At 61.9% G+C, this 19973-nt stretch carries 21 protein-coding genes; 12 read left to right on the top strand and 9 right to left on the bottom strand.

The window, feature by feature from the left end; all coding sequences use genetic code 11:
* Positions 1–34: 34 nt before the first annotated feature.
* Positions 35–430 (top strand): RidA family protein, encoded by a 396-nt coding sequence (locus NKJ77_RS19545; RefSeq protein WP_023667806.1) that lies wholly within the window; start codon positions 35–37, stop codon positions 428–430.
* A gap of 23 nt (positions 431–453) precedes the next feature.
* On the opposite strand, the gene NKJ77_RS19540 is transcribed toward NKJ77_RS19545, so the two are convergent.
* Positions 454–1545: an LLM class flavin-dependent oxidoreductase gene (locus tag NKJ77_RS19540; RefSeq protein WP_352535638.1), complete on the bottom strand. Its 1092-nt coding sequence runs from the start codon at positions 1543–1545 to the stop codon at positions 454–456.
* Between the two features lie 120 nt (positions 1546–1665).
* Between NKJ77_RS19540 and NKJ77_RS19535 the strand changes: the two genes are divergently transcribed.
* The 5 genes from NKJ77_RS19535 to NKJ77_RS19515 all read left to right on the top strand — a co-directional run bounded on the left by NKJ77_RS19535 (position 1666) and on the right by NKJ77_RS19515 (position 6798).
* Complete coding sequence (locus NKJ77_RS19535) at positions 1666–2427, top strand: HpcH/HpaI aldolase family protein (RefSeq protein WP_023830408.1); 762 nt, start codon at positions 1666–1668, stop codon at positions 2425–2427.
* A gap of 155 nt (positions 2428–2582) precedes the next feature.
* Complete coding sequence (locus tag NKJ77_RS19530) at positions 2583–3782, top strand: pyridoxal phosphate-dependent aminotransferase (RefSeq protein ID WP_023830407.1); 1200 nt, start codon at positions 2583–2585, stop codon at positions 3780–3782.
* 76 nt (positions 3783–3858) lie between these two features.
* The gene (locus NKJ77_RS19525) at positions 3859–4656 is read left to right on the top strand and encodes an ABC transporter substrate-binding protein (RefSeq protein WP_023682726.1); all 798 of its coding nucleotides are present in this window, start codon (positions 3859–3861) and stop codon (positions 4654–4656) included.
* Positions 4657–4806: 150 nt separating this feature from the next.
* Positions 4807–5481 carry an amino acid ABC transporter permease gene (locus NKJ77_RS19520; RefSeq protein ID WP_023667812.1) on the top strand — a complete coding sequence of 225 codons (675 nt, stop codon included), beginning with the start codon at positions 4807–4809 and terminating at the stop codon, positions 5479–5481.
* 45 nt (positions 5482–5526) lie between these two features.
* Positions 5527–6798: a cysteine desulfurase-like protein gene (locus NKJ77_RS19515; protein ID WP_023830406.1), complete on the top strand. Its 1272-nt coding sequence runs from the start codon at positions 5527–5529 to the stop codon at positions 6796–6798.
* A gap of 8 nt (positions 6799–6806) precedes the next feature.
* Here the strand turns inward: NKJ77_RS19515 and NKJ77_RS19510 are convergent, their stop codons facing one another.
* From NKJ77_RS19510 to NKJ77_RS19500, 3 genes are all read right to left on the bottom strand, one after another.
* Entirely contained in the window at positions 6807–8768 is a 1962-nt protein-coding gene (locus NKJ77_RS19510; RefSeq protein ID WP_023830405.1) for a 3-hydroxyacyl-CoA dehydrogenase NAD-binding domain-containing protein, read from the bottom strand.
* Positions 8769–8992: 224 nt separating this feature from the next.
* Positions 8993–9970 (bottom strand): UDP-glucuronic acid decarboxylase family protein, encoded by a 978-nt coding sequence (locus NKJ77_RS19505; protein ID WP_023667815.1) that lies wholly within the window; start codon positions 9968–9970, stop codon positions 8993–8995.
* 179 nt (positions 9971–10149) lie between these two features.
* Positions 10150–10332 carry a hypothetical protein gene (locus tag NKJ77_RS19500; protein WP_023667816.1) on the bottom strand — a complete coding sequence of 61 codons (183 nt, stop codon included), beginning with the start codon at positions 10330–10332 and terminating at the stop codon, positions 10150–10152.
* 102 nt (positions 10333–10434) lie between these two features.
* Between NKJ77_RS19500 and NKJ77_RS19495 the strand changes: the two genes are divergently transcribed.
* Together NKJ77_RS19495 and NKJ77_RS19490 are read left to right on the top strand one after the other, a co-directional pair.
* Complete coding sequence (locus tag NKJ77_RS19495) at positions 10435–11715, top strand: nucleotide sugar dehydrogenase (RefSeq protein ID WP_023830404.1); 1281 nt, start codon at positions 10435–10437, stop codon at positions 11713–11715.
* A gap of 31 nt (positions 11716–11746) precedes the next feature.
* Positions 11747–12766, top strand: coding sequence for an NAD-dependent epimerase (locus NKJ77_RS19490; protein WP_023834918.1), 1020 nt, complete (start codon positions 11747–11749; stop codon positions 12764–12766).
* Between the two features lie 70 nt (positions 12767–12836).
* Here the strand turns inward: NKJ77_RS19490 and NKJ77_RS19485 are convergent, their stop codons facing one another.
* On the bottom strand, positions 12837–13733 hold the full coding sequence (locus NKJ77_RS19485) for an AraC family transcriptional regulator (RefSeq protein ID WP_023686927.1): 897 nt from the start codon (positions 13731–13733) through the stop codon (positions 12837–12839).
* Positions 13734–13880: 147 nt separating this feature from the next.
* On the opposite strand from NKJ77_RS19485, the gene NKJ77_RS19480 reads away from it, so the two are divergent.
* Complete coding sequence (locus NKJ77_RS19480; RefSeq protein ID WP_023682721.1) at positions 13881–14606, top strand: SDR family oxidoreductase; 726 nt, start codon at positions 13881–13883, stop codon at positions 14604–14606.
* Positions 14607–14690: 84 nt separating this feature from the next.
* Here NKJ77_RS19480 and NKJ77_RS19475 read toward each other — a convergent pair whose 3' ends face one another.
* The 3 genes from NKJ77_RS19475 to NKJ77_RS19465 form a co-directional block, all read right to left on the bottom strand.
* Positions 14691–14921: a helix-turn-helix domain-containing protein gene (locus NKJ77_RS19475; RefSeq protein ID WP_081726195.1), complete on the bottom strand. Its 231-nt coding sequence runs from the start codon at positions 14919–14921 to the stop codon at positions 14691–14693.
* 22 nt (positions 14922–14943) lie between these two features.
* Positions 14944–15690, bottom strand: a complete 747-nt coding sequence (locus tag NKJ77_RS19470; RefSeq protein WP_023748001.1) for an IclR family transcriptional regulator — start codon at positions 15688–15690, stop codon at positions 14944–14946.
* Between the two features lie 266 nt (positions 15691–15956).
* Positions 15957–16826, bottom strand: a complete 870-nt coding sequence (locus NKJ77_RS19465; protein ID WP_023834916.1) for a helix-turn-helix domain-containing protein — start codon at positions 16824–16826, stop codon at positions 15957–15959.
* Between the two features lie 92 nt (positions 16827–16918).
* Between NKJ77_RS19465 and NKJ77_RS19460 the strand changes: the two genes are divergently transcribed.
* Both NKJ77_RS19460 and NKJ77_RS19455 read left to right on the top strand, forming a co-directional pair.
* A complete protein-coding gene (locus tag NKJ77_RS19460; RefSeq protein WP_352535596.1) occupies positions 16919–18463 on the top strand; it encodes a 4-hydroxyphenylacetate 3-hydroxylase N-terminal domain-containing protein in 1545 nt (514 codons plus the stop codon).
* A gap of 6 nt (positions 18464–18469) precedes the next feature.
* The gene (locus NKJ77_RS19455; protein ID WP_023692271.1) at positions 18470–18979 is read left to right on the top strand and encodes a flavin reductase; all 510 of its coding nucleotides are present in this window, start codon (positions 18470–18472) and stop codon (positions 18977–18979) included.
* 10 nt (positions 18980–18989) lie between these two features.
* Here the strand turns inward: NKJ77_RS19455 and hpaR are convergent, their stop codons facing one another.
* Positions 18990–19385: a homoprotocatechuate degradation operon regulator HpaR gene (hpaR, locus tag NKJ77_RS19450; RefSeq protein WP_245266059.1), complete on the bottom strand. Its 396-nt coding sequence runs from the start codon at positions 19383–19385 to the stop codon at positions 18990–18992.
* 201 nt (positions 19386–19586) lie between these two features.
* On the opposite strand from hpaR, the gene NKJ77_RS19445 reads away from it, so the two are divergent.
* A complete protein-coding gene (locus tag NKJ77_RS19445; RefSeq protein ID WP_352535637.1) occupies positions 19587–19973 on the top strand; it encodes a 5-carboxymethyl-2-hydroxymuconate Delta-isomerase in 387 nt (128 codons plus the stop codon).

Raw genomic sequence — 19973 nt, 5'->3', positions numbered from 1 at the left:
GATTGATCTTTAAGAATACCGGGGAGGCTTGAAAATGCACGAGATCCTGCAGCCGGAGGGCTGGGCGAAACCGGTCGGCTACGCCAACGGCATTGCTGCGCGCGGCAGGCTCGTCTTCGTGGGCGGACAGGTCGGCTGGAACGGGCAGTGCCAGTTCGAGACCGACGATTTCGCCGGCCAGGTGCGGCAGACGCTGCAAAACATCGTCGCCGTGCTGGCGGAAGCCGGCGCGGAGCCACGGCACATCACCGCGATGACCTGGTATTTCACCGACAAGGCCGAATATCTCGGCAATCTCAAGGGTATAGGCGAGGCCTATCGCGAGGTGATCGGCCGGCATTTCCCAGCGATGGCCGCCATGCAGGTGGTGGCGCTGGTGGAAGATCGCGCCAAGATCGAGATTCAGGCAACCGCCGTCATTCCGGATTAACGAATTCGCTATTCCCGGATTGATCAGCAGCGCAGCCCCGCCCGCTTCAGCAGCGGCAATACGTGGTCGCAGAAATAGGGCAGTTCCTGGGTGTAGTTGACGAACGACAGCGCGATGCCCTGGTAGCCATGCCCGGCTATTGCCGCCATCTCGGCGGCAATCGTTTCCGGCGTTCCAACCAGCGGGTAGGTGCCGGCGCCGCCGGCGAAACGCTGCCGGTAGCGGTCATAGGCATGCGGGTCATGCGACTGCGAGAACTCCTTCTTGCCTGCCATATGAGCATCGACCGCATTGTGGTCGACCAGATCGACGGCATAGCGCGTGTAGTAGGCCTGCGCCTCTTCCATGGTTGGACGGCAGACGACATGCGCCACCGTGTAGACGCCGACGTTGCGGCCAACCTTGTCGGCCCGCTCGCTGATGTCGGCGACATGCTTGCCGGCATCGCTCATTTCCGAAAAGGTCGTGAACAGATAATCGCATCGGGCGGCGGCGAAATCCCGGCCCGGGCCACCGAAAGCAGCGTTCATGGTCACCGGGCGTGGAACCTGCAGGCTCGCCGGCCGGCTCACTGCCTCCTTGAGGCGATAGTAGGTGCCTTCATAGTCCAGAGGCTGGTCCGAGGCGTAGAGCTTTTCCAGGATTTCGATCCATTCGGCGGCCTGGTCGTAGCCCTTCTCGACCAAAGGCGTGCCGAACATGCCGAATTCCTTCGGGTTCCAGCCGCAGACGATGTTCAAGCCGGCGCGGCCCTGGCTGATATGGTCGACAGTTGCCAGCGCCTTGGCGGCATAGAGCGGATGCACCAGCGGCACATGCACGGTCATGAACAGGCCGATCTGCTCGGTGGCCACCGCCAGAGCTGCTGCCCAGGTGAAGGTCTCGAACGACCATTCGCGCACCTTGTTGCGGCCGCCAAAGCCACGCCAGCGCGCGATCGGAAGCATAAATTCCAGCCCGGCGCGGTCGGCGATCTGCGCCGCCGTCAGATTGTCCTGCCAGCTTGCCGTCCAGCGTTCCGGCACATCGGTGATGGCCAGACCGCCATCGGCATTGGTCGAAAAGACGCCGAGCTTCAGTTTGTTCAAGCCGTGCAGGGGATGCGTTTTGATCATCATGGGAACTCGTGGCGGGAGACCGACACGCTAGGCCCGCGCAAAAATATTTCAAGCCTGAAATAGCTTCGCCGCGCCGCCGATTGCGGATATGAATTTGGAGGGGAAAAGGGGATGGATATGAGCGCGTTCCGTCAGAAGTGCATCGGCAAGACCAATCTCGTCGGCTCCTTCGCCGCTATTCCCCATCCCGTCGCCGTCGAAGTGATGGCGCTCACCGGCCTCGACTTCGTCTGCATCGACTGGGAACATGCCCAGATCGCGCGCGACACGATCGAAACCATGGTGCGGGCGGCCGACGTGCATCGCGTGCCGGCCATGGTGCGTGTTCCCGGTCATGCGCCGGAAGCTATCCAGGCGGCGCTCGACAGCGGCGCACAAGGCGTGCTCGTGCCGCGCGTCTCGACCGCTGCTCAGGCCGAGGCGGCGGTGAAAGCCTCGCGCTATCCGCCGCTGGGCGAGCGCGGCGTCGGGCCTGGCCGCGCGGCCGGCTATGGCTATCGCATTCCCGAATATCTGGCCGCGGCCAATGACAGGGTGGTCGTCGCGGTCCAGGTCGAGACATCGGAGGGGCTGGCCAACATCGAGGCGATCGCGGCCATGGACGGCATCGATGTGGTCTTCGTCGGCCCCGGCGATCTCTCCGTGTCGATCGATGCGATCGGGCCGAAAGGCGTGGACAAGCTCGATGAGGCGATCACAAGGATCATCCGCGCGACCGTCGCGCATGGCAGGACATCGGGCATATTTTGCGCCAGCCCACAGACGATCAGCCAGTGGGCCGCTATCGGCGCGAGCTTCTTCGTGCTGGCCAGCGATACGATGTTTCTTGGCGCCGGCGCTGCGGCCAACTGCACCGCTGCGCGCGCCGAGCTGCGGTAGACGGGCGGGATCGGGCAAAAACTTTTTAAGCTTAAAACTTTTTCCTTGAAAAGCGCAGCACATTGGATAGCATCCAAACTCGATGGCGACTGTCGTGCCGGTGGGGCTTGCCGGGCAGTCCGTCGCGGTGCTCCGGGTGGGAGGGGTTTCAGTCCTTGTCGTTCATACTGCCCCAGTCATCGTCCAGCGCGCGTTATGCTTTCGACGGCGTACGTGCCCAGATCCGTGACCTGCACACCGAAAACATTGCCAACCTTGCCGTGCGCGCCCGAGAACTGGGCGACGTGATCGCGCTCTGGTACGGCGAAGGCGACATGGTGACGCCGGCCTTCATCCGCGATGCCGCGAAGGCCGCCTTCGATGAAGGCCAGACGTTCTACGTCCCTAACATGCGTGGCCATGGGCCACTGAACGAAGCCCTGGCCGAATATCAGACGCGCATTCACGGCCGGTCGATCCCGATTGCGCGCACCACCGTCACGCCCGGCGGCATGCAGGCGCTGTACCTGGCGCTGGAACTGCTGGTCGATACCGGCAGCAACGTCGTCTATGTCGCGCCGCAATGGCCCAACATCCACAACGCCATCCATCTGATCGGCGGCGAGCCAAGGCCGTTTTCGCTCGACTTCAAGGGCGACTGGCATCTCGATCTCGACCGGCTGTTCGCCACTTGCGATGCGCGCACACGCGCGATCTTCCTGTCGACGCCTTCCAATCCGACCGGCTGGACCGCTTCGCGCGATGAGATGCAGGCGCTGCTCGACTTCAGCCGGCGCACCGGCATCTGGATCATTTCCGACGAGGTCTATGGCCGGCTCTATTTCGACGGCAATGTTGCGCCTTCCATCCTGCAGATCGCCGAGGATGGCGACCGGGTGCTGTCGGTCAACAGTTTTTCGAAAGCGTGGGCGATGACCGGCTGGCGCATCGGCTGGCTGACGCATCCGTCGGGGGTAGCCGACCAGCTTGGCGCCATGACGCAGTATATCAACAGCGGCACCGCCGCGCCGATCCAGGCCGGCGCTGTCGCCGCCATTCGCCAAGGCGAGCCGCTGGTCGAGGAGATCAGACAGCGGATCAAAACCGGCCTCGACCTTGCCTATGACAGGCTGGCCCAGATTCCCGGCATCATCCTGCCGACGAAACCGCGCGGAGGCATGTATGCCTTCTTTGCCATGGACGGCGAAAGCGACGCCCGGCAGGCCTGCGCCAGGATACTGGAGACGGCGCGCGTCGGGCTGGCTCCCGGCCACCTCTTTGGAAATTCGGCAGCGGCCTTCCTGCGGATGTGCGTGTGCCGTGAACGCGACCAGATAGCGACCGCGCTCGAGCGCATGGTCGCCGCCATGAATTGACGCCCCGCTGGGAGGTGGGACGGCAACAAACCGTGCGGGAGCTAACCCGCCCGATCACAACCAGAGGGAACACAAAATGAGCTTCACTCGTCGCAACCTGCTTCTTCTCGCCGCCACGATCGGCATCGCTGCCGGCCCGGCCACCGCCTTTGCCGCCGATGTGCTCAATGTCGGCGCCTACCCGACCAATCCGCCCTTCGAATACAAGAACGAGAGCGGCACGTTCGAGGGCTTTGAAGTCGACATCGTCAACGAAGCGGCCAAGCGTGCCGGCATGACCACCGACATTGCCGACCTCGGCTTCCAGGCGCTGTTCGCGGCTGTCAGTTCCAACCGCATCGATGTCGCGATCTCCTCCATCACCATCACGCCGGAGCGACTGAAAACGCTGTCCTTCACCCAGCCCTATTATGACTCCGACATGGGCATTGCGACGAAGACCGATAGCGCTGTTAACACCGAGGCCGACCTCAAGGGCAAGATCGTCGGTGTGCTTTCAGGCTCGACCGGCGAGACCTGGGTCAAGGCGCATCAGGAGGCTGACGGCTACAGCGACGTGAAGGGCTATGACACGCAGCAGAATCTTCTGCTCGACCTCAGCGCGGGCCGCGTGGACGCCGCCGTCAGCGACATTCCGGGCATGGAATACTCCTTCACCAAGATGAAGGACCTGAAGGTCAAGCAGCGCATCAAGACCGGCGAACAGTACGGCCTGATGATGAGCAAGGACCATCCGCTGCTCGGTAAGCTGAACGACGCGCTGACCGCGATGAAGAAGGACGGAACGCTGGCCGCGATCCACAAGAAGTGGTTCGGCAGCGACGCGCCAGCCGATTCCTCGACGGTCAAGGAAATGCCGCTGCCCAAGGCCTGACCGGCAATGCACTTAAATCGTGCCGGCTCCCAGGCCGGCACGATTCATTTCACGCTCCGGCGCCTGCTGCCACACGGATAGCCTCATCGGAGGCAAGGTCGATTGGTTTTAACTTGAGCATCCTTTGCTCTGGGGTTCGGGAACGCTCCCATGTCGCTGATCGACACCTTCTTCAATCCTGACGTGATCATGTCCAGCCTGCCGGCGCTGTTGCGTGGCTTCCTGAACACGCTGCTGCTCGGCATTTTGAGTATCGGCATCGGCATTCCCATTGGCCTGGGGATCAGCCTGTTGCGGCTCTATGCGCCGAAGCCGCTGCGCTGGCTGGCGGTCGGCTACACCGACATCTTCCGCGCCCTGCCGGTGCTGGTGGTGCTGATCCTGATCTACTATGCGCTGCCCTTCCTCGGCATCCGTCTGTCGTCCTGGGCCTCCGCCGTGACGGCGTTCGCCATCATCATGTCGGCCTATTCAGCAGAAGTGTTCCGCTCCGGCATTGAGAGCATTCCGAAAGGCCAATTCGAGGCAGCACAGGCGCTCGGCCTGCCTTTCCTTTTGACCTTGCGCAAGGTGGTGCTGCCGCAGGCGATCCGCGTCGTCATCCCGCCGATGACCAGCAATTGCGTCTCGATGTTCAAGGACACGTCGCTCGCTTCCACCGTTGCGCTGCCGGAACTGTTGAAGGAAGCGACCAACGCGCAATCGCTCTATGCCAATCCCTCGCCGCTGATCGGCGCCGCTTTGGTCTATCTCATCTTCCTCTGGCCCATGGTCCGCCTCGTCAGCCTGCTCGAAGACCGCTTCAAGACCGAGAAGACGCGCTGACCTCATCAACCGTCCCGCTTCCCAAGCCATTCGCAGGAGATACAGTTGAGCAATTCCCAAGCCGCCGGCGGCTTTCCGGTCGACACCATCCGCGCCATGTTTCCGGCCTTGCAGCGCGCCGGTGATTTCATCTTCATGGACAACGCCGCCGGCGCGCAGATCCCGCAGAGCGTGCTCGACGCGGTGACCAATCACCTGGTCTCGCACAATGTGCAGCGTGGTGGTCGCTATGGGCGCTCGGTCACGGTCGACCAATCGGTTGCGGATGCTCGGACGAGCGTGGCCTTGCTGATCAACGCCTACAGTCCGTCGGAAATCTGCTTCGGCATGAACGCCACCTCGTTCATTCGCCTGGTCAGCCTCGGCATCGGCCAAATGCTGACCAAGGACACAGAGCGCGACGAGATCGTCATCACCGATATGGACCACGACGCCAACATCGCCACGTGGCTGGCGCTGGAGCCCGCCGGAGCCAAGTTCAAATGGTGGCGCATGCGCGAGGACGGCAACCTGCATGTCGACGACCTCAAGCCGCTGGTTTCCGATCGCACCCGTCTCGTCGCCTGCACGGTGACCGCGCATTCGATCGGCTCGATCGTCGACGTCGCTTCGGTGGCCGCGATCGCGCATGCGGCCGGCGCCGAAGTGTTCCTTGACTGCGTGCACTACGGACCGCACGGGCTGATCGACGTGCAGGCCTGGGACTGTGATTATCTCGTCTGCTCCGGCTACAAGAATTTCTCGCCCCATATGGGCTTTCTGTGGGGCCGCTTCGAAACGCTGAAGCGGCTGCCGACCTTCCGCGAGGATTTCATCCCCGACGAGCCGCCTTACAAGGTCGAGGCAGGCACCTTCATCTACGAGAACGTCTCAGGCATGGATGCCGCAGTGCAGTACCTGGAACTGATCGGCCGCAATCTGGCGCCCTCCAACAACCGCTCGCGGCGCGACAACATCGTTGCCGGCATGGGCGCCATCCGCGATTACGAAGTGCTCCTGGCGCGTGAGATGCTCGCCGTGCTCAAGGGATGCAATGCCACGATCTACGGCGTCGCCGAGGAAGCCCGCATCAACGAACGCGTGCCGACATTCTGCTTCAACATCGGCAAGCTGTCGCCGCAGCGGATCGTCGAGGAAATGGCTGACATGCAGATCGGCATCCGCGACGGCCATATGTATGCGCCCCGGCTGATGAAGCGTCTCAACCTGTCGATGGACAGCGGCGCCATCCGCGCCTCGCTGGTTCATTACAACACGGTCGACGAGGTCAGGCGTTTCGGCGAAGCCCTGCGCGCCGTCATCGCCAAGCTGTCTTAGCTCGATCGTCAGATGTCTCCGGCGCGGAACATCGGCCCGCCCTTGTGGGCCGGGAAGCCATAGCCGTTGATCATCACCAGATCGATGTCGGAGGCACGCGCCGCGATGCCTTCGGCGAGTAATGCCTTGCCCTCGTCGGCCATTGCCGCCAGCAAGCGCGTGACGATCTCATCGGGCGAAAAGCGGCGCGGCACGATGCCCTTGGCCGCTCGCACGGCCTCGATCAGCGCCGTTACTTGCGGGTCGCTCCGGCGTTCGCCGTCCGAATAATCGTACCAGCCGCGCCCGGTCTTGCGGCCGAAGTGGCCGGCCTCGCACAGCCGGTCGGCGATTTCGACATAACGTGCTTGCGGATCGCGCATCGCCGCCTGTCGCTTGCGCCGCGCCCAGGCTATCTCCAGCCCAGCCATATCGTTGACCGCGAAGATCCCCATCGGGAAGCCCCAGGCCTCCAGCGCGGCATCCACCTCATCGGGTGCTGCGCCATCCTCCACCATGAACTCCGCCTCGCGGCGGTAGGCCGAATAGATGCGGTTGCCGATAAAACCCTCGGTAACGCCGCACACGACAGGCAGCTTGCCAAGCTTCCTGACGAAGGCGATCGCCGAGGCGAGCACATCGGGCGCCGTCGCCGCGCAATCCACCACTTCGGTTAGCCGCATGACGTTGGCCGGGGAGAAAAAATGCAGGCCGACGATCCGTTCGGGCCGGGCGGTTGCAGAGGCGATCTCGTCGGGGTTGAGGTAGCTGGTGTTGGTCGCAAGGATGGCGTCCGGGCGGACGATACGTTCGAGCTTCCGGAAGAGTTCGGTTTTTACCGCGAGATCGTCGAACACTGCCTCGATGACCAGATCGGCCTGCACCAGCCTGCCGGCGTCGCTGGCCGCTTCAAACCGGCTCAGCGCCTCCCTGCGCGCATGATCGGTGAGACGGCCGGATTGGACCGACTTGTCGAGAAGCCCGGCGATACGCTCGTATCCTTTTGCCGCGGCGTCGTCGTTCTGCTCGATGCCGATTACGCGATAGCCGGCATTCAAGGCCGAGACCGCGATGCCTGCACCCATCAGGCCGGTTCCGACGATACCGACGGTCTCGACCTTGCGAGGCGTGACACCCTCCAGCCTGTCGACTTTGCTGGCTTGCCTCTCGGCAAAGAAGACGTGGCGCAACGCTGCCGCTTCGCGAGTATCCCGGAGGCGCAGGAAGGTCGCGCGTTCGTCCGCAAGACCGTCCTCAAGTTTGGCCGTGGACGCGGCCTGGACCAATCTCACGGCTTCTGCAGGCGCGATCTGTCCACGGCTGCGGGAAAGCACCTTTCTTGCGGCTGCCGCTTCGGCTTCGGGTTGCGAGCGTGGGACGGAAAGCGCGCCCGTGCGCCGCAACGGTTGGCCAACGAGACGGCGGGCGACATCGAGCGCGCCTTCGGGAAGATCGTCTGCAATGGCATCGATCAGACCGAGAGTGAGCGCTTCGTCGGCTTTCGCGGGCCGACCCGTGCCGATCAGGTCGATTGCGGCGACCGTGCCGATGAGGCGGGGCAGGCGTTGGGTTCCGCCGGCCCCAGGCACTAACCCGAGCTTGACCTCGGGCAGGCCGAAGCTGGCCGCCTTGCTGGCCACCCGGTAGTGGCAGGCCAGCGCAATCTCGCAGCCGCCGCCGAGCGCCGCGCCGCCAACTGTCGCGACGAACGGTTTCGCGAAGCTCTCGATCGCTTCGATCACTTCAGGCAGTGTGGGCTCGATAGCGGGCTTGCCGAATTCCTTGATATCGGCGCCACCGATGAAGGTGCGCCCAATGGCGGTCAGCACCACGGCAGACACTTCATCCGACGCCGCACGCCCAAGCGCAGCCATCAGTCCGGCCCTGACATGGAAGGACAGCGCGTTGGCCGGCGGATTTTCGATCGTGACGACGAGAACGCCATCGACGATCTTGCCTGTGACACTCTCGGAAAATCGTGCTGTGTTCATGGAGTTTTATTCCGGAACAACGGCAAATCTTCCTCCTCCTTCTGCTCTCCGCCAAATGCCGGTGTCCCGGCTCGGACGGATGAAGCGCCATGGATCTTCAAAATAATTTCAAGCTTAAAATAATTAGAATTCGAAAAACTTCAAGCCTACCGGAGTCGACTGCAAAAGGCGTCGCTACCACGACGGTGATCGGTCAGACTTGACGGTTGCACTGCGGTGCCGGGTCAAGGCGAGTTTGTGGAAACCTTCGGCAGCAGGGCTTTGAAATAGTCGATCGTCTGTTGCAGCCCGGCTTCTAAAGTCACCGTCGGCTCCCAGCCGACAAGCCTTTTGGCAAGGGTGATATCGGGCTGGCGGTGCCGCGGATCGTCTTGCGGAAGATCGCGGTAAATTATATCCGAACCTGATCCGGTCATCTGCGTCGTCAGTTCGGCCAAGCGCCTGATCGTTACTTCCCTTGGATTGCCGATGTTTACTGGACCGGTCACCTCCGGCCCCGTATCCATGAGGCGCAGCATGCCGCTCACCAGGTCGTCGACGTAGCAAAACGACCTTGTCTGTGAGCCGTCGCCGAAAATGGTTATCGGTTCACCACGAAGCGCCTGCACGATGAAATTTGAGACAACCCTGCCGTCTGCCGGGTGCATGCGCGGCCCGAACGTATTGAAAATCCGCGCGACCTTGACCCACAAGCCATGTTGTCGGTGATAGTCGAAGAACAGCGTTTCGGCGCAGCGTTTGCCTTCATCGTAGCATGAGCGCGGCCCGATCGGGTTTACATTGCCCCAGTAACTCTCGGGCTGCGGATGCACAGACGCGTCACCATAGACCTCACTGGTGGAGGCCTGAAAGACTTTGCATTTCAGCCGCTTTGCCAATCCAAGAACATTGATGGCGCCGTGCACGGCGGTCTTGATCGTCTGAACCGGGTCGTACTGGTAGTGAACAGGCGAGGCCGGACACGCCAGGTTGTAAATCTCATCGACTTCGACGTAGAGCGGAAAGGTCACGTCATGGCGCATGAATTCGAAGCGGGGATGCTTGGCCAAATGGTCGATATTGCGCTTTGATCCGGTGAAAAGGTTGTCGACACACAAGATTTCGTCGCCTCGTTCCAACAGGCGGTCAATAAGATGCGAGCCGATAAACCCTGCGCCCCCGGTAACGAGAATGCGTCTGCGGCTGTCATAGAGTCTGGCCAATTTCTGCTCCCAGGCAAATGCTGATCGACCAGATATCGGTCGCCACACGCAGGATACGACGTGTCCGCAGCCAATGCACAAGGACCAAACTGAAATTTCGCAGATCCGCTCGGTGCCGATGCGAATTCCGATCCGGGCATTTGGTTTGATCAGAAGGCACGATTGAGGCCGATAGTGGCCTATGGATTGGCAGCAGAGAATATCAGCCCTGTCGTCAGGGCCGCCGCTGCGTAGATGGCCGGCAGAACCTGACGGTTCACCCCAATCCGCAGCAGAGAGTGGCTCGAAACCCGGTCCTGCTGGATTTTATCCACAACATCGATGGCATCGGCGGATGGCAACATGAAAATGGCAACGACCATTTTTCGTGAGACATTCCTCTTCGCGATAGAGCATCGTTGAATTGGCCAACAGCCTGCCATACAAGCACGTCGGCTCAACAGGTGGCTCGAGGAACCCCACGGATGTCCGAACGCATTGCAGTTATCGGCCTGGGTTATGTCGGCCTGCCGGTAGCCATTGCCTTTGGGAAGGTTTTCCCCGGCACCATAGCTTTTGACATCAGCGAGCGTCGGATCGGGGAATTGCGTGGCGGCGTCGATCGTACGGGGGAAGTTGACGCAACGGCGCTCAAGGAGACCTCGATAGGGCTGACCACCGACCGGGAGATGTTGAAAGGCGCTACTTTCTTCATCGTCGCCGTGCCAACCCCTATCGACGCAAATCGCGCTCCCGATCTAGCTTCTTTGAAACTGGCGTCCGAACTCGCCGGCGAGGCGGTGAGCAAAGGCGCCGTCGTCGTTTTTGAGTCGACAGTCTATCCAGGTGTGACCGAAGATTTCTGTGGGCCGATCATCGAGCAGGTTTCCGGCCTGCGACATCCCCGCGACTTTGCCCTCGGCTATTCGCCCGAACGCGCCAACCCCGGCGATCGAGAACACTCGCTGCAAAAGATCGTCAAAGTCGTCTCCGGCGAGAATAACGAGACGCTGGAGCGCGTCGCGAACGTTTATGGCCGTATCATCGATGCCGGCGTCTACCGCGCCCCGTCGATCAAGGTGGCCGAGGCAGCGAAGGTTATCGAGAACACCCAGCGCGATCTGAACATCGCGCTGATGAACGAACTGGCAATGATCTTCGAGCGGCTCGATATCCGGACGCAGGATGTTCTTGATGCTGCGTCGACGAAATGGAACTTCCTTCCCTTCAAACCGGGGTTCGTCGGCGGCCACTGCATCAGCGTCGATCCATATTATTTGACCGCCAAGGCCGAGGCCGAAGGTTACCATCCGCAGATCATCCTCGCCGGACGTCGCATCAATGACGGCATGGGGGCCTTCGTCGCCCAGCAGGTTGTCAAACGGCTGATTGGTTCTGACACGCCCGTCAAAGGGGCTTCTGTCGGCATTCTCGGGCTGACATTCAAGGAGGACGTGCCGGATTTGCGCAACAGCCGCGTTTTCGACATGGTCAAGGAACTAAGGCAGTTCGGAATTGTCCCCAAAGTCCATGATCCCCTTGCCGATGTCGAAACCGCTCGGCGTGATCACGGCGAAACAATCCTGCCGCTCGATGAGATAAACGATTTGCAGGCGCTTGTTCTGGCGGTGCCTCACAGGCAATATCTCACCAACGAAAGAGCGCGTCTTTTTCAAATGATCAGGCCGGGGGGGACACTGTTCGATGTCAAGTCGGCCATCAAGCCCAATGAAGTTCCCGACAACATAAAATACTGGAGCTTGTAAAGCTCGCCTGAAATTAACGCTAGGATATGCAGTGACATCAAGCAGGCCGATACTGATCACCGGCGCAGCCGGGTTCATAGGGTTTCATCTTTGCCTGAGGCTGCTTGCCGAAGGACGCCAGGTTATCGGCCTCGACTCCATGAACGAGTATTATGACGTCAGCCTGAAGCAGGCTCGTCTCGAGCGGCTGAAAGCGTTTTCGAATTTTTGTTTCGAGCATGCCGATCTCACGGAGCGGGACCGTATTTCGGAGCTCTTCCTCTCGGCCGCGCCGGAGGTTGTCGTCAATCTCGCGGCGCAAGCCGGCGTACGCTATTCGATCAGCAATCCGCACGCCTATGTGGAAAGCAACCTCAGCGGCTTTGTCAACATCCTGGAAGGATGCCGGCAGGCCTCCGTCGGCCATCTGGTCTATGCATCGTCGAGTTCGATTTATGGCGGCAGCACCCGCATGCCGTTTTCCGTGCACGATCCGGCGGACCATCCGCTCAGCCTTTACGCCGCAAGCAAGAAGGCGAACGAGCTGATGGCGCACACATACAGCCATCTGTTTCGACTGCCGACCACCGGGCTGCGTTTTTTCACCGTCTATGGTCCGTGGGGGCGGCCGGACATGGCGCTGTTCATCTTCGCCAAGGCTATCCTCGCCGGCGAGCCGATCGAGGTCTTCAACTATGGCAACATGCAGCGGGATTTCACCTATATCGACGACATTGTCGAAGGTATTATCCGCGTCATGCAGCAACCCGCGACACCCAATCCTGAGTGGAAAAGTGTCGCGCCAGACCCAGCGACCAGCAACGCCCCGTTCAGGATTCACAACATCGGCGGCAATTCGCCCGTTCAACTGAACCGATTGATCGAGGTGCTCGAAGACGCGCTGGGACGCAAGGCAAACCGCAACCTCAGGCCACTTCAGCCAGGCGACGTTCCAGCAACTTTCGCCAATGTCAGCTCGCTCGAGGAGGCGACCGGCTTCAAGCCCAAAATCCCGATCGAAATAGGGGTTCCGCGCTTTGTCGAATGGTACCGGGAGTTCTACCGAGCATGATCGGACGCTTCGCCACCTGGAGGCGGCTGGCTCCTGACCAGCCATGGCTGGCGCATGCCGCTCGGAAAACTCAATAAGCCGCAGCCGAACTGGGTGTCGCCTGAAGGCGGTCAATATCTTTCCGGGGCGGCGCACCGAACAGGCGACGATATTCTCGGCTGAACTGCGAAGGGCTGTCATAGCCCACCGCGAACCCGGCCGTGCCTGCGTTTGCGCCGCCGGCAAGCATAATCCTTCGCGCCTCCTGCAGGCGCAGCTGCTTCTGGTATTCGAGCGGGGTCATGCGCGTAATCGCCTTGAAATGGGCATGAAGGGACGACGCGCTCATGCCTGATGCCGCCGCAATCTCTTCGATGCGCAGTTGTGCCTGGAAATGATTGCGGATCGTGGCGATGGCGCGGCTGACCTGGTTCAGGTGGCTGTCCACCGACGCCATCTGGCGAAGCGTGTCACCGTGCGGTCCGGTGAGGAGCCGGTAAAGGATTTCGCGTTCGATCAGCGGCGCCAGCACGGTGATGCTCTCGGGGCGATCGAGCAGCCTGACAAGCCGACAGGCGGCATCAATCAGGTCGGGGTCACTTGGATAGGCAGCTAACACCGGCAGATCCCTGCTGGGGGATGCACGTCCTTCTTTCACAAGCAGTTCGGCCAGCGCGGTGGAATCAAAATCTATCTTGCAACAGAGGTAGGGCGCCGCCGGGCTCGCCTCCAACACATGCCCGACCAGCGGCAGGTCGACCGAGACGAGCAGGTAGCTCGATGCGTCATAGACCACGCTCTGGTCGGCCAGCGAGACGCGCTTCGATCCTTGGGCGATTATGCAAAGCGACGCCTCGTAGACCGCAGGCACGGGTGCACTGGGCTGGTTGGCGCGAATGAGCGACAGCCGCGGCACCGCAGTGCCGGCCATGCCAGATTTCGGCGCAAAGCGGGTGATCAGCTCGGCGAGTTCATTGATTTTCTCCATGCCGCATAAATCTTCATGGCGCGAAATGTTGCAAGGCATTTCGAGTTCATTTGGAGGATCGTGCAAACTCTCTGGACGATCACGCTACCGGCCTTTGCCGGTTCGCGCCATCTATCTCCCCGTCACCGCAGCGAAAAAGGAACGATCATGACGGGACTTAAAGACAAGGTTGTACTCATCACCGGCGCCTCCAGCGGCATCGGCGAAGCGACGGTTCGGGAACTTGCCGGTGCCGGCGCCAGACTGTTCATCGGGGCCCGCCGCACCGAGCGGCTCAAGGCGCTGGCCGCAGAAATAGGCAAAGGCGTCGCGTGGCGCGAACTCGACGTGACTGACGCGGCGAATTTCGACGCCTTTGCCGATGCCGCCCATGCCGAATTCGGGCAGATCGATGTGCTGGTCAACAATGCCGGCGTCATGCCGCTGTCGCCGCTTGCCGCGCTGAAGCGCGATGAGTGGTCTCGCATGATCAATGTCAACATCGGCGGCGTGCTGAACGGGATCGCCGCGGTGCTGCCGCGCTTCGTCGCCCAGAAGAATGGGCATATCGTCAATGTCGCCTCGGTCGGTGCGCATATCGTGCTGCCCACCGCGGCGGTCTATTGCGGCACGAAATATGCCGTCTGGGCAATCACCGAGGGGCTGCGGCAGGAGCATGACGACATCCGCGCCACGATCATCTCCCCCGGAGTGACCGCAACCGAACTGGGCGACGATATCAGCGATCCTCAGGTCGCCACGGCTCTGAAAGAATGGCGGCAGAAGTCGCTCACACCGGACGCCATTGCACGGGCGATCCGTTTTGCGCTTGATCAACCCGATGGCGTCGACGTCAACGAAGTGATCGTGCGGCCAACCGCTGCCAATATGTAGAACTTGCTGCCGGATGCCGGCTTTCGGCGAGCTAGGGCGCTCTCCGAGATCCGGCAAACGGCCCACCCCTTAATGCACCCGCCCTCAGCCTCTGGCGCAACTCCCGCGGGCCACATCGTACCGGCTCTCGAACGCGCGCGAAAAATGCGCACTCGAATTGAACCCGCAAGCAAAGGCGATTTCCGAGATCGTGGGCGACACTCGGGCGGGCGACAACAATTCTTCCTTGCTGCGCTCCAGCCGCCTGTCCCAGACGAAGCGTTTCGGTCTCGCGGCAAGGCCGGTGCGCCGCTGGGAACTTAACCCGCTAATCATCTCCCCTGCGACGGTAGAGATGTCAGGCTTCGCCGGCCAGGCGCGCTGAAATCAGCCGCGCCGCCTTGATCACCGCTTCGCCCTGGCTGGCCGCCATGCTGTCATCGGCGCGTGACACAGGCGAGGCCACCGCCAGAGTGCCTAAAGGACGGCCATCGGAGCCGAGGATTGCCGCGGCTATGCTGTGGACGCCTTCTTCATAGCCTTGGGAGCTCGAGGAATAGCCGCGCTTGGCGGCAAGCCGGATCGCCTTCATCAGCCTGTCGGGCTGCGTCACCGTGTGTGGCGTGAAGGTCGGCAACGGCTTGTCGACATAGGCCTCGGCCGCTTCCTGAGGCGAAGCGGCGAGAAAGGCGATGCCGGAGGCGGTGCCGTGCAAGGGCAGCACCTGGCCGACATCGACATTGACCCGGTTGGCCTTTGCCGAGAGTTCGACGTGGACGGTCAGCAGTGCGCCGGCGCTGAATTCCGACAGATGCACCGTTTCGCCTGTTTCCAGCGCCAGCTCGCGAACCACAGGTGCTGCCACGCGCACGAAGGGAAAATGCGCGTCGCGAAAGCGGGCCAGCCGCGACAGGCCGGCGCCGAGCCGGTAGCGGCGGCTTGCCGGCTCTTGTTCGATCAGGCGGTGGTCGGCCAGCGCCATCAGCAGGCGCCGCGCCGTCGCCTTGTCGAGGCCGGTTTTGCGGGCGAGCTCGGACAGGCCGATCTCCGGTTCGCCGAGCGTGAACTGCTCCAGCAGCGATATCGCTTTGCCGACTGTGCTCATCGTGCATCCTCAAGATACTTCGCATGGGACGAAAGCCAATCCACCTTGCAGTCCGCTCATAGCACATCAAACGGTGGTTCAAATAACGAACCGTTTGGAAGCGACAAAAAACACCAGCAAGTTTCGCGGCGACATCAATCTCGATGCGCCGCGCCGTGCGCGGGGTAATGCTGCGCGGCAACACCTATCAAGGTGGATCAACTCGGCGGCGCCGTGCCTGGCCGGCGTGTCGGCCCAAACGCCTGATCCTGGCCGGCGCGGAAGCTTCAACTCTGCCCCAGCTGCGCGCGGCGCCAGGCGGCGGGCGCCTGGCCAACCCGCTCCCGGAAGAAGCGTGAGAAATAGGCCGGATCTTCGAAGCCGATTTCGTAGGCGATGTCCTCGACGGTGCGCACGGTGAACAGCAGCAAGCGCTTGGCCTCCAGCAACCGTCGCTCCCCCATGAGTCGCTTGACGCCGCTGCCAAGCACCGTATGGGCGGCCTTGTCGAGAAGATGCGGTGTCGTGGCCAGCGCCCCGACGTAGCGGTCGACGGGCCAGTTGTCGCGGAAATGCGCATCGACCAGGCGGCGCAAGCCGCGCGCCAATGCAGCATCGGAAGAGCCAGTGGGATCCATTACCTCGGGACCAAGACGCGCGATGTGCGAGAGCGCGACGGCAATCAGCGCCGGCAGGGTCTTGTCACTCCCGGCCTGCGCCTCGGCATATTCGGTGGCGATCATCTCCAGCACCGCCGCAAGCCTTTTCCACGCGACGTGCTGAGGAAGGCTATCGGCAAAGACCGGCCGGTCCAATGGCAGCAGGCTGTGAGCGGCTATTGCCGCAAGCGCATCATCGGCGACCGAAACGACGATGGCGTCGGTGCCGGGCCCGATCGAGAAGCCATGCACGATGGTGCTCGGCACGAAGCTGACGGCCGGTGCCGAAAAGTCCCAGGATTGGTCTTCGATGCGGTAGGTGCCGGAGCCGCTGGTCCAGTAGGTGATCTGGCCCATTTGCGGATGCTTGTGCGCGGCAACCTGGCCGAGATGAATATTGCTGCGCGCAAGCACCGTCTCGACATGCAGGAAGCCGACATCGAGCGGCCGCACCGGCTCGCCATAGACAAAGAAATCAGGAATGGAATTGAGGCTCATAGCGCCGGAAAAAGTCCAATCGGTTTTGCCGTTACGTCCTAACCGATCCTTGCCAGGAGCGCTAGAGTTGATGCCATAAGTGGAGGAACATCATGCGATCGGAAGACTTTCGTGCCGACAATGGGCGCCCGTTCACCGGGGCCGAGTATCTGGAGAGCCTGAGCGACGGCCGCGAGGTCTACATCAACGGCGAGCGCATTGCCGATGTCACCACCCATCCGGCGATGCGCAATTCGGCGCGGTCGCTGGCGCGCCTCTATGATGCGCTGCACGATCCCAAGCGGCAGGGCACGCTGACCTCGCCGACTGATACCGGTTCGGGCGGCTACACCCACAAATATTTCCGCGTCGCCAAATCCTCCGGCGAACTCGCGGCCCAGCAGACCGCGATCGCCGAGTGGTCACGCATGTCCTATGGCTGGATGGGCCGCACGCCCGATTACAAGGCGGCACTGATGAACACGCTCGGCGCCAATGCCGACTGGTACGGCCCGTTCAAGGACAATGCGCTCGCCTGGCACAAGCGTGCGCAGGAAGCCGTGCTGTTCATGAACCACGCCATCGTCAACCCGCCGATCGACCGCCACAAGCCGGCCGAACAGGTGAAGGATGTCTTCGTCCACATCACCAAGGAGACCGACGCCGGCATCTATGTCTCCGGCGCCAAGGTGGTGGCGACGTCCTCGGCGCTGACCCACTACAATTTCCTGGCGCAGAGTTCGGCGACGGTCACCGAAGATCCGTCGCTGTCGGTCATGTTCATCGTGCCGATGAATGCGCCGGGGGTAAAGATGTTCTGCCGCGTCTCCTATGAGCAGACGGCCAACACGGCGGCGGCTCCGTTCGACTATCCGTTGTCGTCGCGCTTCGACGAGAACGATGCCATCCTGGTGCTCGACAATGTCTTCATCCCCTGGGAGGACGTGCTGGTGCTGCGCGACGCGCAGAAAATCCTGTCCTTCCATCCGGCTTCGGGCTTCATGCATGGCTATTGCTTCCAGGGCTGCACACGCTTTGCCGTCAAGCTCGACTTCCTCGCCGGCCTGCTGGCCAAGGCGCTGCGCGCCACTGGCGGCGATGCCTTCCGCGGCAACCAGGCGGCGCTGGGCGAGGTGATCGCGCTCAGGCACATGTTCTGGAGCTTTTCCAACGCCATGGCCTACAATCCGATCCCCTGGGCGAATGGCGCTGTCCTGCCCAACCTGGAAGCAGCCCTTGCCTACCGGACTTTCATGTCGGAAGCCTATCCGCGCGTCATCGACACGGTGCGCCGGGTGATCGCCTCCGGCTTGATCTACCTGCCGTCATCGGTGCGCGACTTCAACAATCCCGAGATCGACAAATACCTCGCGCAATATGTGCGCGGTTCCAACGACATGGGCCATGTCGAGCGCATCAAGATCATGAAACTGTTGTGGGACGCGACCGGCACCGAGTTCGGCGGCCGCCACGCGCTCTACGAACTCAACTATGCCGGTGCGCCGGAAGAGGTGCGGCTGCAGGTGCTGAAGGGCGCCGAACGCGGCGGCCGGCTGAAGGCCATGGAAGAACTGGTCGATACCTGCATGGCCGACTATGACGAGAATGGCTGGACGGGAGATACCTGGCTCAATCCGCTCGCTTCATCGGCCGGGTGATGTCAGATGGCCACGCAGATTTCGAAGGCCGATTTCCGCGACGCCATGGCAAGGGTCTGCGCGCCGGTCAACATCGTCACGACAGATGGCCCGGCCGGGCGCGGCGGCTTCACCGCCACCGCCATGTGCAGTGTGTCGGACGAACCGCCGACACTGCTGGTGTGCATGAACGGCCGCTCGACGCAGGCGGCCATGTTTCTCGCCAACCGGCGCTTCTGCGTCAACGTGCTGACGCATGACCATATGCACCTGGCCGGCAAGTTCGCCGGCGCGACCAGGGACATGGAGGCACGCTATTCGGCGGCGCGCTGGCAAACGCTGGCCTCAGGCACGCCGGCGCTGTCCGATGCGATCGTCAATTTCGATTGCGAGATCGAGGATGTGCACATAGTCGGCACGCATAATGTCATGATCGGCCGCGTTATCGACGTCAGGCACGGCAGCGGCGGCTCGGCGCTGCTTTATGTCGACCGCAATTACACGCAGCCGACGCGGCTTGGCAGTTTTGGCGGCTGAGCGGGAGCAGTCAGTTCTCGCCGGCGATCAGGCTCTCCAGCAGATCGAGCAATTGCTCGAGCCTCTCATGTCCGAAGCGCTGTTCGATGTCGCGGTAGATGACGAGGCGTTCCGGCGACAAGGCATCGATAAGGGTGGAGCCCGCCGGGGCGATCGTCAGCACGACACGGCGGCCATCGCCTTCCGCCTTGTTGCGGGTGATGAATTTTCGGCCCTCGAGCGTCTTGATGATGCGTGTCAGGCTGGGCGGCAGCACCGAAGCGCGATCGGCAAGTTCCGTCGCCTCGACAGGGCCGGCCTCGCTCAGAACGCGCAGCACACGCCATTGCTGTTCGGTCACGTCATGCGCCGCCAGCATAGGGCGAAACCGCGCCATCACCACTTCGCGGGCATGGAGCAGCGCCATCGGCAGAGAACGACGGGTGTTTTCAGGCAGCAAGAAGCAGCGTCCCCAATGATGCGGGCGGTCGGCGGGACCGCACGCCAAAACCTGACCTTTCCATCCCGTATCGTCGCCTCAACTTGGATGCAAGGCTTGACTTCAGTGATGCTGCATGTAATTAACGCGTTAACTACAACAGTGGAACAATCCGGGGAACGAGACGCGGTGCCTCACTTTTCCATCGAGTATTCGGCCAACCTCGATGCCAAGGTCGACATGAGCGAATTGTGCGCGCTGGTGTTGCGCACCGTGCTCGGCACCGGGCTGTTCGAAACCGGCGCGGTGCGGGTGCGGGCCTTCCGCGCGGAAGCCTATGCCGTCGCCGACAGCCTGCCGGAAAACGCTTTCCTCGACATGTCGTTTCGCATTGGAACCGGGCGCGGCGCCCAGGACAAGAAACGAACCGGGGAGGCGGTCTTCGCCGCGGTGAGCGAATACCTTGGCCCCCTGTTCGAGACCCCGCATTTCGCTCTTTCCCTGGAGATCAGGGAGATCGACCCGGTACTGAGCTGGAAGAAAAACGCAATCCATCCGCGACTGCGCGGCAAGTGA

Source organism: Mesorhizobium sp. M0052 (genome assembly GCF_040323255.1).
In the GTDB taxonomy this organism is placed as follows: domain Bacteria; phylum Pseudomonadota; class Alphaproteobacteria; order Rhizobiales; family Rhizobiaceae; genus Mesorhizobium.
This window is presented reverse-complemented; position numbering and strand designations above follow the sequence as displayed.

Bases quoted from the DNA above. Each gene is read 5' to 3' on its own strand.
- NKJ77_RS19480 (WP_023682721.1), top strand. From the start codon at position 13,881: ATGACGGGACTTAAAGACAAGGTTGTACTCATCACCGGCGCCTCCAGC.
- NKJ77_RS19510 (WP_023830405.1), bottom strand. From the start codon at position 8,768: ATGAACACAGCACGATTTTCCGAGAGTGTCACAGGCAAGATCGTCGAT.
- hpaR (WP_245266059.1), bottom strand. From the start codon at position 19,385: ATGGCGCTGCTCCATGCCCGCGAAGTGGTGATGGCGCGGTTTCGCCCT.
- NKJ77_RS19485 (WP_023686927.1), bottom strand. From the start codon at position 13,733: ATGGAGAAAATCAATGAACTCGCCGAGCTGATCACCCGCTTTGCGCCG.
- NKJ77_RS19500 (WP_023667816.1), bottom strand. From the start codon at position 10,332: ATGGTCGTTGCCATTTTCATGTTGCCATCCGCCGATGCCATCGATGTT.
- NKJ77_RS19545 (WP_023667806.1), top strand. From the start codon at position 35: ATGCACGAGATCCTGCAGCCGGAGGGCTGGGCGAAACCGGTCGGCTAC.
- NKJ77_RS19535 (WP_023830408.1), top strand. From the start codon at position 1,666: ATGAGCGCGTTCCGTCAGAAGTGCATCGGCAAGACCAATCTCGTCGGC.
- NKJ77_RS19470 (WP_023748001.1), bottom strand. From the start codon at position 15,690: ATGAGCACAGTCGGCAAAGCGATATCGCTGCTGGAGCAGTTCACGCTC.
- NKJ77_RS19475 (WP_081726195.1), bottom strand. From the start codon at position 14,921: ATGATTAGCGGGTTAAGTTCCCAGCGGCGCACCGGCCTTGCCGCGAGA.
- NKJ77_RS19465 (WP_023834916.1), bottom strand. From the start codon at position 16,826: ATGAGCCTCAATTCCATTCCTGATTTCTTTGTCTATGGCGAGCCGGTG.
- NKJ77_RS19540 (WP_352535638.1), bottom strand. From the start codon at position 1,545: ATGATCAAAACGCATCCCCTGCACGGCTTGAACAAACTGAAGCTCGGC.
- NKJ77_RS19520 (WP_023667812.1), top strand. From the start codon at position 4,807: ATGTCGCTGATCGACACCTTCTTCAATCCTGACGTGATCATGTCCAGC.
- NKJ77_RS19495 (WP_023830404.1), top strand. From the start codon at position 10,435: ATGTCCGAACGCATTGCAGTTATCGGCCTGGGTTATGTCGGCCTGCCG.
- NKJ77_RS19455 (WP_023692271.1), top strand. From the start codon at position 18,470: ATGGCCACGCAGATTTCGAAGGCCGATTTCCGCGACGCCATGGCAAGG.
- NKJ77_RS19460 (WP_352535596.1), top strand. From the start codon at position 16,919: ATGCGATCGGAAGACTTTCGTGCCGACAATGGGCGCCCGTTCACCGGG.
- NKJ77_RS19525 (WP_023682726.1), top strand. From the start codon at position 3,859: ATGAGCTTCACTCGTCGCAACCTGCTTCTTCTCGCCGCCACGATCGGC.